Origin of the sequence: Mucilaginibacter angelicae (assembly GCF_042434235.1) — a bacterium.
GTDB classification, from domain to species: domain Bacteria; phylum Bacteroidota; class Bacteroidia; order Sphingobacteriales; family Sphingobacteriaceae; genus Mucilaginibacter; species Mucilaginibacter angelicae.
Genome location: NZ_JBHLTS010000080.1, coordinates 235830 through 249623, shown reverse-complemented (window position 1 = coordinate 249623; position 13794 = coordinate 235830). Strand labels below are relative to the sequence as shown.

Annotated in this window: 11 protein-coding genes; 5 read left to right on the top strand and 6 right to left on the bottom strand. The window is 44.5% G+C overall.

The window, feature by feature from the left end:
- Positions 1-99 precede the first annotated feature (99 nt).
- The 4 genes from ACFFGT_RS32440 to ACFFGT_RS32425 form a co-directional block, all read right to left on the bottom strand.
- A complete protein-coding gene (locus ACFFGT_RS32440; RefSeq protein ID WP_377026673.1) occupies positions 100-834 on the bottom strand; it encodes a 6-phosphogluconolactonase in 735 nt (244 codons plus the stop codon).
- Between the two features lie 3 nt (positions 835-837).
- On the bottom strand, positions 838-1923 hold the full coding sequence (locus tag ACFFGT_RS32435; RefSeq protein WP_377026672.1) for a Gfo/Idh/MocA family protein: 1086 nt from the start codon (positions 1921-1923) through the stop codon (positions 838-840).
- Positions 1924-2425: 502 nt separating this feature from the next.
- Entirely contained in the window at positions 2426-2671 is a 246-nt protein-coding gene (locus tag ACFFGT_RS32430) for a hypothetical protein (RefSeq protein WP_377026671.1), read from the bottom strand.
- A 274-nt stretch (positions 2672-2945) separates the two neighbouring features.
- On the bottom strand, positions 2946-5519 hold the full coding sequence (locus ACFFGT_RS32425) for an OstA-like protein (protein ID WP_377026670.1): 2574 nt from the start codon (positions 5517-5519) through the stop codon (positions 2946-2948).
- A 51-nt stretch (positions 5520-5570) separates the two neighbouring features.
- Between ACFFGT_RS32425 and tilS the strand changes: the two genes are divergently transcribed.
- Positions 5571-6908 carry a tRNA lysidine(34) synthetase TilS gene (gene tilS, locus ACFFGT_RS32420; protein ID WP_377026669.1) on the top strand — a complete coding sequence of 446 codons (1338 nt, stop codon included), beginning with the start codon at positions 5571-5573 and terminating at the stop codon, positions 6906-6908.
- On the top strand, positions 6905-7387 hold the full coding sequence (locus tag ACFFGT_RS32415; protein WP_377026668.1) for a hypothetical protein: 483 nt from the start codon (positions 6905-6907) through the stop codon (positions 7385-7387). The genes tilS and ACFFGT_RS32415 overlap by 4 nt, the downstream gene beginning before the upstream one ends.
- Before the next feature lie 228 nt (positions 7388-7615).
- On the opposite strand, the gene ACFFGT_RS32410 is transcribed toward ACFFGT_RS32415, so the two are convergent.
- A complete protein-coding gene (locus ACFFGT_RS32410; RefSeq protein WP_377026667.1) occupies positions 7616-8497 on the bottom strand; it encodes a LysR substrate-binding domain-containing protein in 882 nt (293 codons plus the stop codon).
- Positions 8498-8640: 143 nt separating this feature from the next.
- Between ACFFGT_RS32410 and ACFFGT_RS32405 the strand changes: the two genes are divergently transcribed.
- Positions 8641-9879: an MFS transporter gene (locus ACFFGT_RS32405; protein WP_377026666.1), complete on the top strand. Its 1239-nt coding sequence runs from the start codon at positions 8641-8643 to the stop codon at positions 9877-9879.
- A gap of 425 nt (positions 9880-10304) precedes the next feature.
- Here the strand turns inward: ACFFGT_RS32405 and ACFFGT_RS32400 are convergent, their stop codons facing one another.
- Positions 10305-11267, bottom strand: a complete 963-nt coding sequence (locus ACFFGT_RS32400; protein WP_377026665.1) for an isopenicillin N synthase family dioxygenase — start codon at positions 11265-11267, stop codon at positions 10305-10307.
- 204 nt (positions 11268-11471) lie between these two features.
- Between ACFFGT_RS32400 and ACFFGT_RS32395 the strand changes: the two genes are divergently transcribed.
- Both ACFFGT_RS32395 and ACFFGT_RS32390 read left to right on the top strand, forming a co-directional pair.
- Positions 11472-13256, top strand: a complete 1785-nt coding sequence (locus tag ACFFGT_RS32395; RefSeq protein ID WP_377026664.1) for a DUF6600 domain-containing protein — start codon at positions 11472-11474, stop codon at positions 13254-13256.
- 80 nt (positions 13257-13336) lie between these two features.
- Complete coding sequence (locus ACFFGT_RS32390; RefSeq protein ID WP_377026663.1) at positions 13337-13783, top strand: thioredoxin family protein; 447 nt, start codon at positions 13337-13339, stop codon at positions 13781-13783.
- Positions 13784-13794: the final 11 nt, after the last annotated feature.

Here is a 13794-nt window from a genome sequence, read left to right as displayed (position 1 = left end):
CGGTCCTTAAAAGCTAAAAGCACAAAGCAGAAGGCTTAAAGCTTTATATTTTTAGCTTTCGGCTTTGTGCCTTAAGCTTTAAGCTCATCATAACAGTTTTTATACTGTTAAGCTCAGCTGCGCGGCGGCGGCATCATCCAAAAACACCTGCGAGTTTTGCAGCGTTTTAAATATGGAGGCAGGCACATCATTGGTAACATATCCCTGCAATGCCTGCGCTATGATGGGTGCTTTTTTACTTCCGCTGGCTATCAGCACCGGTACAGCGGCTTCGGCCAGGTGCCTCAAGCCAAGGGTAATGCCTTCGGTTAAAACAGTATCGGTAGTAAAATATTTTTGAGCAACCTCAATAGTAATAGGAGCCAGAGGCGAGTGATGGGCATATGAATGAAAATCGGCACCGGGTTCATTAAGGCCGATGTGGCCGTTAAGCCCCACGCCAACCACCATCATATCCAGGCCGCCCAAATTATCAATATGTTTATTCATAGCCTGGCATTCGGCATCCAGATCGTCGGCCACCGCATTAAAAAACTTCACCTTTTTAGGAGAGATCTTTAATGGGGTAAAAAAATATTTTTCGAGAAAATAGGTACAGCTGCCATCATTTGTACGGTCGAGCCCAACCCATTCATCAAGCCCTACAAAGTTTGTCTGGCTAAAATCAACCTGGCCGTGGCTTGCATATTGAACCAGATAGCTGAGTAAGCCTGTCGGCGATTCGCCGGAAGGGAAGCAGATAAGCGCATCGGGCTTTTGATTAACGAGGGTAACCACCAAATCGGCCGCAGCTTTCGACATGGTGTTGTAATCGGGATATGTATGTAGTTTCATTTTCTATTTAGTATTGAGCCAAAGGTTTACCGGTTTATCGATTTTTGCCGAAAAAGGCAGCTCAATTTTCTTACCTGCTCCCGCCGATGCATAGGCCGCATAGATCAACTCGAGCACAGCCCTGCCATCTTCGCCGGTTACCAGCGGGGTTTTGTTGTTTTGCACGCAATCAATAAAATGTTTTAGCTCATGCGGATAGCCCTGGTTAAAGGCTTCCTCAAAAATGGTGAAGCTCCAGCCTTGCGTGGTATCTGATTTTTCCATGGCGTAGCCGTACCCGTCGCGACTGTACGTTACTGCGGCATTGCCCATAAACAAATCGGCATAAATAACGCCTCCAAGGCCATGGATCTCGCAGCGATCGTCCATACCACCATGTTTGGCCCAACTATTTTCGGCCACGGCAGTTACGCCGTTTTCAAACTCAACAATAATTACCGAATTATCTTCGCCCTTGGTGCGGCCTTTATGAAGCACAGTGCTCATACTGGCATAAACGCTTTTAGGTTTGGCATTATCCAGCATCCAGCGGAACCAGCCTAATGCATGGCAGCCCATATCCATGATCACCCCGCCGCCCGAAAAATTGATGTCATAAAACCAATCCGAATGCGGGCCCGAATGCTTTTCGCCCTGTTTCAGCATATAGATCTCGCCAACGGCCCCTTCTTTTACCAGATGCCTTGCCCGTTCATATTTTGGCGCGAAGCAAAGTTCTTCGGCATACATCAGTTTTACATTGCTGGCCTTGCATACGGCAATCATTTCGTCGGCTTCTTCAAGCGTAACGGCAAGTGGCTTTTCAATAATCACATGCTTGCCTGCTTTTGCTGCCTTGATTGTAGCTTCGGCATGCAGGTAATTGGGCAGGCAGATATCTACCACTTCACAGCCCGATTCGGCAATGAGCTTATCAATATCGTCAAACCATTGGGCTATGTTGTATTTGGCGGCAAAGGCTTTAGCTTTTTCGGGGTTACGGGCGTAACAGGCTACTACCTCCGCTTCGGGAATAAAGCGATGGTATGATTCCATGTGGATATCGGTAATAAAACCGGCACCCAGTATGGCTACTTTAGTCTTGTTCATAAAACGTATATATGTTATAATACGCTGATAATTGGCAACAGCGCAGCAGGATTTAACCGGTTCAGAATACTATTCAAGATTAACGAATAATATTTAAAAATTGAAAATTTTTGGAAGATGTTGTGTTATTAGTACTACCTGCCAATCGTACTATGTGGACACATTTTTTCAAATAAAAGAAAATGTCATTTCGATTGAGCAGGGGTGGTTGAGTGTCGGGGCGAAAGAGAAATCTTATACGCTCGGTAGGGCCCTATGTAAGGTTTAGGGCAGGACGTATAAGATTTCTCCTCACCTCGCCCGCACATCCCCAAAGTGGTTCGTCGAAATGACATTTGGTTTTATTGATTGATATTCATTGACAAGATGTCTCCATACGGTAGCTGCCAATCGATGCTGAAGAACAAAGCATCTTTTTCGCTCTGTATAGCCGCTCCGCATCTTGAAGATGATCCTTCGCTATCGCTCATTATGACAAATATTTATCGATCTAATATACTGTTTACTGCTCCAGCACATGCTTTTTAATAAACTCAATTGTTGATTCGGGCAGGGCGTTGCCGCTGGCCTGGGTAAGGCTGCCATCGGGCTGAAGTTCCAGCTCGGCGTTGATGTTGTTATCGATAAAAACATGCAGCTTGTTTTGCTCTTTTTCAACACGGCAGGTAAGCTCACGTTCTGAATAGTTGATCAGGAACTCGTACTTCCCATCTTTAGCAGCCGGTGTGGTATCTTTTTGATCGATCATGGTGGTTTGTTTATTGGGATAACACGCCGGGATACATGATGTTTACTTTATTTGATAAATAAAACAAGCGTTTAAACATGCTTTAAAAAAGAGGCAGAAAAAAAAGAGATAGCCCGCCGGCTGTCTCTTTTTTAAATTTAAGTTGACTGACCTCATTATTTATCATAAAGAACTAATTGGTTAGATCGATAATAACAATTAGTCAAATATAAGCACTATAGATTTAGTAGACTAATTTTTTTGATAAAAAATGTTACTTTTTTTTCATTTTGTATCAGTTTTTCCTAACAGGTAACGCTTTATTAACAATAGTGTCTACTTTTTGCCCATTTTTGGGCAATTTTGGTACAAAATTCTTATTTATCGTATCCTTTTTAATTTTTACCGCATTATTCTTTCCAGTATCAACTTTTAAGGTGCTATCCTGCATATTTTTTTGTCCGGGCCCTTTCAGGCTGTCGGTCTTGAGGCTTGTACCCGGCTTTGCACTACCTGGTTTGCCCGGAGCAGTTTTTACCCCCGGCTTTGCAGGTGTTACTTTTTTACTTCGCTTCTTTATAATATCCTCTTTGGATGCCGGCCGCTCTTTAGGTTTCCACAAAAAGCCCTTCAGGATCTTATCGTCTTCCTTAACTTTTTCAATAGGGATATACCGGTTTTCGGGCTTGGTTAAAAAGACAACATCAGTGGCCTGGTTGTTTTTAAAAGCTGTACGGATCCGGCTGCTTAATGATCGCTGCATCCCCGAAACCTTGCCGCTGTCGCGCTGAAAATAAATGGTTTCAGCATTGCCGAATGTATACATCTGGTCCAGCTTATCATCCTTAAAATACCCCCGCATCTTTTTACCCGATACCTGGTTAAAATGCGTGGAATCATCTTTTTCGATATTTACGATAAACGCCGACGGGAACAGCTCAATATTATCCAGTTTTTTGTGGCGCATTTGCAGGTATACCGTATCACCGCTCATTTGCGAGCCTTGTGCCCAGATAATAGGATTTACGTACATGCGCATGGTGGAGTCGCTGTTACTGTAAAATATCGAATCGGCCTTAGCCTGCAGATCTGATTTAAAGATCTTGACGTGGTGGTGCCCGATAAGCATCCTTACGCGGGCGGTATCTTTTACGTTAACCGGATATTGTTTAAAAACCGGATCGCGCTGCATCTGTACGCGGGCAATACTATCCTGCTTTGCTTTCCTGATTGCGGCAAGCGCATCCTTTTTGCGTTGCAACGAATCATTTACCGGCTTAGGTTTACCAAAAAAATCGCGGTGAAAATAGCTGGTGTCTTTAGGTACCTTAATGTAATAGGCCGTCAAAAACTTCGATGATTTCTTGTCAGCCAGCAGTTTGCGTTGTTTCAACGTGGTATCGCGCAAAGTACGCTGACGCTCCTGGTAAATTTTTTGATTTTTATAGGTCATGATCTGCGTTTCAATAGTATCGGCAGTCATGTATATCGAATCGCGTTTAATGTGGCTGGTATCTTTTGGCACCACTGGTGTTTTTACGGGTATAAGCTTCCCGGTTACTTTGGCAACACCTGGCTTTATGGCATCGGCAACGCCGGCCAGGCTGCCTATGTTTTTTATGTTGGCCTTGTCCTTATTGTTTTTTAATACAGGGGCGGCAGCCTTCAGCGCCGAATCGATCAGCTTTTCATTCCCTTTTTTTGCCTGCGTTGCTGCATTTATTAAAGCATCGGCAGCCATGTTTTTATTATTTTTCATAGCACCCTGTACCAGCGTAGTTGCCATATCAACATTGGCGCTATCTTTTTTACCTATAGCAAAAGGTTGCTTAATGGGCATGGTATTGGCCGGGGCCTTATGGCTGCTATCGGGCTTTATGGCGTTGGCAACTTTACTAAGATCGGTAACGTTTTTGGCCGATGTTTTTGCATTTTTATTTTCGGCAGGTAATTGCTTAACTGTGGTATCGGTTTTACTGGTATCCTTTTGTTCGGAAACCAGTACTACATAAGCATTTTCGGTAACAACGGTTTTTTCCTCGGCCCTGAAGTATGTGCCCAGATCGCCTTTAATGGTTACCTTTTGTTCCCGGTCTTCAAAAGTGATGTTTTTTACCGCCCGGCCATAGCCTTTCAGCTTATCATAAAAAAGGCTGTCTCCTTTTAATGATTTGGTGCCCTGCCTGTATGAATTCTTTTTCCCAAAATAGGCCTGCTCAGTAACTGTATTATACCGGCCGTTTTCGGTGTACAGGGTATCCTTATCCTTGGTGCCGTAAATATTGGTCGGGCCGAAAAAATAGGCTATGCGCGTACCTGTATTGTACTTAAGGGTATCGGTTTTTATCAGGGCATCGGGCGTGGTAAGTACCACATCGTACCGAAAATAAGAGTCGCGGCTGAAAGCAAAATAGTAACCGTTTTTACTGGTGAGCACGTTATCCTTGTTCACCAACTTTCCACCACCGGTATAGGTACCTATGCGGCTGGCCGTGTTATACGTAAGGTAATTGGTGGTTAAGGTAGCATCGCGGTCAACCATTTTAACATTATCGGTAAGGATAGCTATTTTGGTATTACCATTATAGTTAAGCTTATCCGAAAATATATTCAGTGTATCGCCCTGGTTTATGTTTACGTTACCAAAGGCATCAAAGGCATTTTCGTTGGGATAAAAGTAAGCACTGTCCGACCGGAGGATGGAGTAATCCTGCTTAAACACACCTTTATATACCTTGATCAGCTGCCTGCCATTAACCTTTGTGCCGGTGCTTCGTTCAGATTGTATCAGGTTTACAATTGATTTTTTTTGAGCCATAGCTGCAGTTGCCATCGCCAAAAACAAAAAGCATAAAACGTATTTCCTCACAATGGCAAAATTAGTTTTTTGTTGGGGTTATTAAATTAATAATTTTGATGAATGCTGCCAGTTAATCAGTTTGTTAATTTTATTGAGCAAAATGCTTTATTTACACCTGTCACCAAAATACTGGCAGCGGTAAGCGGCGGCATCGATTCGGTTTTAATGACACACCTGCTTAAAGCTGCGGGCTATGACTTTGGCATTGCCCATTGCAACTTTCAGCTGCGCGGCGATGAAGCCTTGCGCGACCAGGATTTTTGCCGCAACCTTGCCACAGCACTTGGTGTACCTTTCCACACTGTTAATTTTGACACAAAACAATACGCTGCCGAAAACAAGGTATCGATACAAATGGCTGCCCGTGACCTGCGTTACCAGTGGTTTGATACCATTAGCCAGCAATCAGGCTATGAGGCCGTTGCGCTTGCCCACCACCAAAACGATACTATTGAAACAATATTGTTAAACCTTACACGCGGTACCGGAATTGCCGGTTTGCATGGCATTTTGCCTAAAAATGGCAAACTGGTGCGCCCCCTGTTATTCCTTACCCGGGTGGAGATACAGACCATTGTTGGTGCCGAAGGTTTAACTTTTGTTGAGGACAGTTCCAACGCTTCGGCAAAGTATGCCCGCAATAAAATCAGGCTGGAGGTTGTGCCTAAGTTGAAAGAACTGAACCCATCGCTCGAAAAAACTTTTGAAAACAACCTGCTCCATTTCCGCGACCTGGAACTGTTACTTGAGCTTAAGCTTGACGAATTAAGGCAAACACTGCCGCAGATACATGATGGCATTATTCACCTGCCCATTGCCGAAGTAAAAAAACTAAAACCCAAACGGTTGTTGCTTTTTAAGTTGCTGGACGAGTATGGCTTTAATGAGGACACTATTGATGACCTCATTGCTTCGCTTGATAAACACTCCGGCCGGGTATTTGAATCTGGTACACACACCTTATTTCTCGACCGGGATAACATTATCCTTAAATCCAGAGCAACAGCCCTGCTGCCTGAAGTTATTATTAACCCAACAGACCACGCAGCTAATTTTGGCGTTTATAGGATAAATTTGCTGCATGATGATAGCCCGCTGATCATAAAGGATAACCCATTAGCAGTATCAATTGATGCGGACAAGCTGGTTTACCCGCTTAAAGTGCGCACATGGCAGGAGGGCGATCATTTTTTCCCTTTGGGGATGAAGGGCAAAAAGAAACTGAGCGATTTTTTCATCAATCAAAAAGTGCCGCTGCATCAAAAGGAAGAAATCCCTATCCTGGTAAATGGCAACGGTGAAATTATGTGGATTGGCGGTTACCGCCCCGACGAAAGGTATAAAGTGAGTGATAACACTAAAAAAGTTATTATCTTCGAACTGTTTAAACTAACATGAGCGATAAATCCGTTTTTACTGAAAAGCAATACCTTGGCCGGGAATTTATACCGCTAACCATACGCCTGGTTTTGGCCATGTTCTGTTTTGCAGCCTACTTTTTTACTGATGAGCGCGAACGCAACGGCGATTTACTGGTTGTTGTGGGCTTTGCCATCATCATTATTTCCATTATCATGGGCTTCCTGCTCCATTTCCGCACACGTGTGGAAAACAAAAGCGTTATGCTTGACGGTCTGTGGACAACCAAACTGGTAAAAATAGATTTAAACGGAATTGTGAAAGTTGAAAAAGGCACTTACAGCCGCTATCTTTTTAACAACCCGGTTTACAACCTGCATACCAAAGGCACTATCCGCTTTTTTACTTCGGGCAACGAAGCCATCCACCTTACCGACCGTGACGGTCTGCTTTACATTATCGGCTCCAAACACCCCAATGAATTTTTGAGGGCAATAAGGGAAGAGATGAAGAAGTAATTCGGGCTGGACTGATTATGCAGTCGTGATGACAGGACCGCGGGGGAGACACATTATACGCCTGTCATTTCGACGAACAAGCGCAGGAATGGAGCGGTAGCGTGAGGAGAAATCTTATACGCCCTGCTCACAAACTTTAACAACGGACTCTTACATAGCGTATAAGATTTCTCTTTCGCCCCGGTGCTCAGCCCCATCTGCTCTATCGAAATGACATTTTTTTTAATATTACTCACTCTCCATCACCCGCATCAACTCCTCAATAAATAAAATAGCCGCTCTTTTCCGGTAAACCCCTTTTTGCCACAGGATGTAGGATTGTCGTTTGATCTCTTTTGATTCGATGGGGATAGCGGTTACTTTGTTCCAGCCGATGATAGCTTTTTCGTTCAATACGGTGGCCCAGGGACCGTTCTCAACAAGTGCCAGCAGCGAATGCACATCATTAAGCTCTATTTTGATATTGGGCGTTATCTTTTTACGGTTAAACAGGTCATTAATAAAATCACGCGAGCTGAAACCTTTACCTGGTAAAATGAGGTCTTGTTTGGCGAGCTCTTCCAGACTTATTTTTTTGAGTTGAGCAAGCGGATTATTTTTAGAAACTACCATTACCACGCTTGAACTAAACAGCTCCTGCATTTCCAGGTCTTCGTCGTCGCTTTCATTATGGAAGGCCAGGATCATATCCAGTTCGGCCAGTCGTAACTTTTTTTCAAGTTCTTCGGGGCTGCCGTAGGTGATAAAGATCTTGATGCCCGGATATTTAGTGCTAAACGGGGCCAGCGCCGGTAATAACAAAGAGGTAAAAGCATATGACACGCCAAGGTTCAGCTCGCCGGTGGTGGCATTCTGCAACTCGCTGATGGCTTGTTTGCTCCGCTGCACATCGTTAAGGATTTTGCGGGCATGGGTTAAAAATATATGCCCGGCTTCGGTTATGCGCACGCGCTTGCCCACCCTGTCGAACAGGAGCATACCCAGTTCTTCCTCCAACTGCTTAATCTGTTGCGATAGGGTACTTTGCGTAATAAAAACAGCCGCTGCTGCCTCGGTAAAGTTCATGGTTTCGGCAGCTTTAACAAAGTACTGGAGTTGACGCAATTCCATAATCAATCGTTTTTATCTATTAATTACATTAAAACAATCTATTTTACAAATGTATCAATATGGGCGATATTTGCATCATAAAACAATTCAATAGTCTTGCATTAAGTACTCCCCTGAATTTGCTTTTGTTATGAATTGAACAAATGAATGTGTTTCGCTCTTTAAAGTACCGTAATTTCAAGCTGTTTTTTTACGGTCAGTCAATATCCCTCATCGGCACATGGATGCAAAAAACAGCAGTGAGCTGGTTGGTTTACCGCCTTACCGGTTCGGCCCTTTTACTGGGTATAGTAGGTTTTGTAAGCCTGATCCCATCCCTGATATTGGCGCCATACGCCGGCAGTATTGTTGACAGGCATAACCGTTACCGCATTTTAGTTATTACCCAGGTGGTATCTATGCTGCAGGCCGGGGCCTTTGCTTTCATGATATTTTTCAAGATCTATAATATCCCGGCTATCATTGGTTTAAGCCTATTGCAGGGCATCGTCAATGCTTTTGACATTACCTGCCGTCAATCATTAATGGTTGATATGGTTGATGACAAGGCCGACCTGCCCAATGCCATCGCCCTAAACTCAACCATGACCAACCTTGCGCGTATTGCCGGCCCTGCCATTGCAGGTATAGTATTGAGCACATTTGGCGAGGATGTTTGTTTCTTTGGTAATTTTCTGAGCTATATTCCGGTACTTACCTGTTTATTTATGATGAGACTGGATACTATAGTCCCTATCCGTTCAGAAAAAAGCATCTGGACAGAATTGCAGGAAGGTTTCAGATACGTATCAGGCGACAGCGACCTGAGCAGCATGATCCTGATGCTTACTGCAAGTAGCCTGTTCGTTATTCCTTTTAATACGCTGATGCCCATTTTTGCAAAAGATATTTTTAATGGCGATGCCAAAACCTTCAGCTGGTTTGAGAGCGCAGCAGGCTTAGGCTCGGTGGTTAGCGCGGTTTATTTAGCCAACTTAAAAAGCAGTAAAAATTTAGTGAAGATCATGTCTATCGCAAGCCTGGTCTTCGGTGTAAGCGTTTTGATGGTGGCTTATGCCAGCAAACTGCCTTTCGCTTTAATGTTTATGGTACTTACCGGGGTTGGTATGATGGCGCAAACATCGGCCATTAACACTTATATCCAAACCCACGCTATCCCGACCATGAGGGCGCGGGCTATCAGCTATTATGTTATGGCTTACCAGGGCATGATCCCTATAGGCAGTTTAATGGCAGGCTGGTTAGCCAATGAGCTTGGTCCGCGCAAAGCGGTTTGTATTGAAGGCATTATCGGGGTAATGGCTACTGCGTTGTTTGTGTTATATAAAAGGAGACAGGCAGCCGGAGAAAGTGTTGATGGGAAAGCTGTGCTGGTTAAATAAAAATATTTCATCTATCTGTATTAAATGTAAAAGCCCTTTCCATTTGGAGAGGGCTTTGTTATTATGAAGATGTCATTGCGGGGAGCGAAACGGGAATGAGCCTGGGAGCGACGTGGCAATTGCATGCGTTACAGGGCGGACAAGCTTCCGTGCGATTGCTTCGTACCTTATAATGACATAATTGTAAGTTATTTATTATTAAGCGTATTTTATGATCCGTTTTATAAATATGGGCGTTGCCTGCGGCCCGGGCTTTCCGTTCCAAGTCCTCGCCTTTCCTACCCGCAAAGCCGACGCACGCTGCGGGCTTTACACTGCAATCCCTAACGCGGCCCCCGCGCACCATCGCTGAAATATATTTTATACCTCATTACGTTTTTTTTCAGGGTTTCCCTGATGGTTGCTTGCAATGACATTTTTTTGCATTACATCTTTAAACCAATCTCTCTCAAACGTTCATCCAAATACTCGCCTGCCGTAATATCGGTATACAACTTAGGGTGCTGCTCATCAATGCACGAGTCAAGGCTGGTCAAATCCATATTTGATTTGGGGTGCAGGAAAAATGGCACCGAAAAACGGGAGAATTTCATCAACTCGCGCGGTGGGTTCACTACGCGGTGGGTAGTTGATTTCAGTTTGTTGTTGGTTAAACGCTGCAGCATATCGCCAACGTTAACTACCAGGTCTTCACCATAAGCTTTCACCGGGAACCAGCTGTTATCGCGGGTTAACAGCTCAAGCCCGTCGGCACTGGCACCTATCAATAAAGTGATCAGGTTGATATCTTCGTGGGCACCGGCACGTACTGCATCATCAGGTACCGAATCGGGATCGGCTATCGGGAAATAGTGCAGGGTACGGAGTATGGAATTACCGTTGTGTACTTTATCGTCAAAATAGTTTTCGGGCAGTTCAAGATAAACGGCAATTGCACGGAGCAAATGTTTACCGGCCGCTTCCAGCTTTTTGTAAACTTCGATGGTGGTTGGGTTAAATTCGGGCAATTCGTTAACCGTTACGTTATCAGGATATTGTGCCTTCAGTGTATCATCATCTGTTACGGTTTGGCCTATCTGCCAAAACTCCTTCAAATCGGGAGTTTTAAAACCTTTAGCTGTTTCCTTGCCTTTACCGGTATACCCGCGCTGGCCTGCTAAACCCGGAATTTCATATTGTTGTTTTACTGCATCTGGTTCGGCAAACAATGCTTTAACCTGCTCGTAAAGCTTATCTATCAGCTCTTTACTAAGGCCATGATTGGTAATAGTAACAAAACCGGTTTCATTAAAAGCCTTGCCAATATCGTTCGAAAATTGCTTCCGTTCTTCGGCGCTGCCGTTTATATAGGTATTCAGATCCAGGCGTGGAATATTTACTGTGCTCATAGTTATAGTTTATAAAACAGGTAGCAAAATTATTTAATTTTTAAGCGTAGTACACAAGATAGCAATAAAATTTTATCCCCATAATTACACCTACTGAGTTTGTATAAACGCATTAAAACAATTTTTGCTTTAAACGTTTTATACTTCTGCCTGTCATATATTTAGCAACAACAATATAACAGGCTTTTTTTAAACACTATTATTATGAAATTCATCAATAAAATATGCGGTATCAGCTTAATAGCATTTTTGATAATGCTTGCCGCACCAAACAGGAGTAAAGCCCAGGAAGGAGGCTACGTATCCGACCAGGAGTTTTATGACGAACTTGATCCTTACGGTACCTGGGTTAATGATCCTCAATACGGTAACGTTTGGATCCCCGATGCAGAAGACAATTTCAGGCCATATGCAACCCGCGGCCACTGGGTAGTAACCGACTATGGTAATACCTGGGTATCTGATTACCCATGGGGCTGGGCGCCATTTCACTACGGCAGGTGGCGTTATGATGATTATTATGGCTGGGAATGGATTCCGGGCCATGAATGGGCACCGGCATGGGTTAGCTGGAGGCATGGTGGCGGCTATTATGGCTGGGCACCTTTGCAACCGGGTATCAGCATCAATATATCCTTTGGCAATAGCTACAACGTGCCCGATAATTACTGGGTTTGCGCTCCACAGGCTTATATCAACAGGCCAAACATTTACAACTATTATGTGCCACAAACCCGTGTGGTAAACATTATTCACCAAACAACTATTATTAACAACACCTATGTTAATAACAACCGTACTTATGTAACCGGCCCAAGAATTAACGAGATCAGGCAGGTTACCAACAACCGTAATGTACGCGTTTATAACATTACCAATGTTAACCGGCCAAACGGCGGCGGCAGGGTAGTTAATAACACTGTGAATATTTATCGCCCCGAAATAAGGAAAGCGCCTGATGCAAGGCCGGCAAGGGTGGTAAATGCTGCGGCCTATCGTCAGCAAAACCCTAACAATGGTATAGCTAACAGGCAAGCCGGAAATGCAGCTATTAACCGCAATAATGCCGCCCGTTTAAGAGAAGTAGCCCGAAATGAAAGACCTGATAACAAAATAGTGCAGGTTAATCATGCAGGCCCGGCTGCAAGGCCAACCCCTGCAAACGGAGCACGCCCTAACCAGCCGAATGCAAGGCCCGGAGACAACCAGGCACAGCGTGAGCAGCAAGCACAACAACGCCAGCAACAGCAACAGGCTCAGAGGCAGCAGCAGCTTGATCAAAAACAAAAAGATCAAACCCAGCAACAGCAGCAGGCCCAACGTCAGCAGCAATTACAACAGCGTCAACAAGAACAACAGGCAAAAAGCCAGCAGCAACAACGGCCTCAGAACCAACCTGACCAGCAAGCGCAACGTCAGCAACGCCAGCAACAACAGCGGCCTCAAGATCAACAAGACCAGCAAGCACAACGTCAGCAACAACAGGAGCAACAACGCCAGCAGGCCCAGCAACAGCAACAAGCTCAAAAACAACAGCAAGAGCAACAACGTCAGCAACAGCAGCAAGTCCAAAGGCAACAACAGGAACAGCAACGTCAGCAGCAACAGCAAGTCCAAAGGCAACAACAGGAACAGCAACGTCAGCAGCAACAGCAAGCCCAAAGACAACAACAAGAACAGCAACGTCAGCAGCAACAGCAAGCTCAAAGGCAGCAACAGGAACAGCAGCGTCAGCAGCAACAGCAGGCCCAAAGGCAGCAGCAGGAGCAGCAACGCCAGCAACAGCAGCAGGCCCAAAGGCAGCAGCAGGAGCAGCAACGTCAGCAACAGCAGCAGGCCCAAAGGCAGCAACAGCAGCAGCAACAACAAGCTCAGCGCCAACAACAACAGCAACAACAGCAGGCCCAGCGTCAGCAGCAACAGCAAGCTCAAAAACAACAACAGGAGCAACAACGCCAGCAACAGCAACGCCGCCCCGAAAACAGGTAAAATAAAAATATAACCGCTATAATAAACAGCACGTATAAAGCATTATATACGTGCTGTTTTTATAAATACCCTGATTGAAAATGAAAAAACTCCTGCATATAAGTTATTTTATCATTGTACTTGCCCTTGTATCCGGCCCTGCTGCCAAAGCACAGGAAAGTATCAGCAAGCCATCAACTCAAATTAATTTTATTGAAAACTCCTGGACCGAAGCCTTAAAACAGGCAGCCCGCCAAAACAAATATATTTTTGTTGATGCCTATGCAAGCTGGTGCGGCCCCTGCAAAATGCTTAAGGCTACTACATTTAAAAACAATAAAGTAGCCGATTTTTACAATGACAATTTTGTGAACGTAGCCATTGATATGGAAAAGGGGCAAGGCCCGGCCCTTGCCGCCGAATGGGGCCTGCAGGCTTACCCTACCATGATCATATTCACCAGCAAAGGCAAACCTGTTTCTGGAACCGTAGGCTATATCAGAGCAAACGACCTGATTAAATTTGGCCAGCAGGCGCTGAATAAATAATTTAATTTATC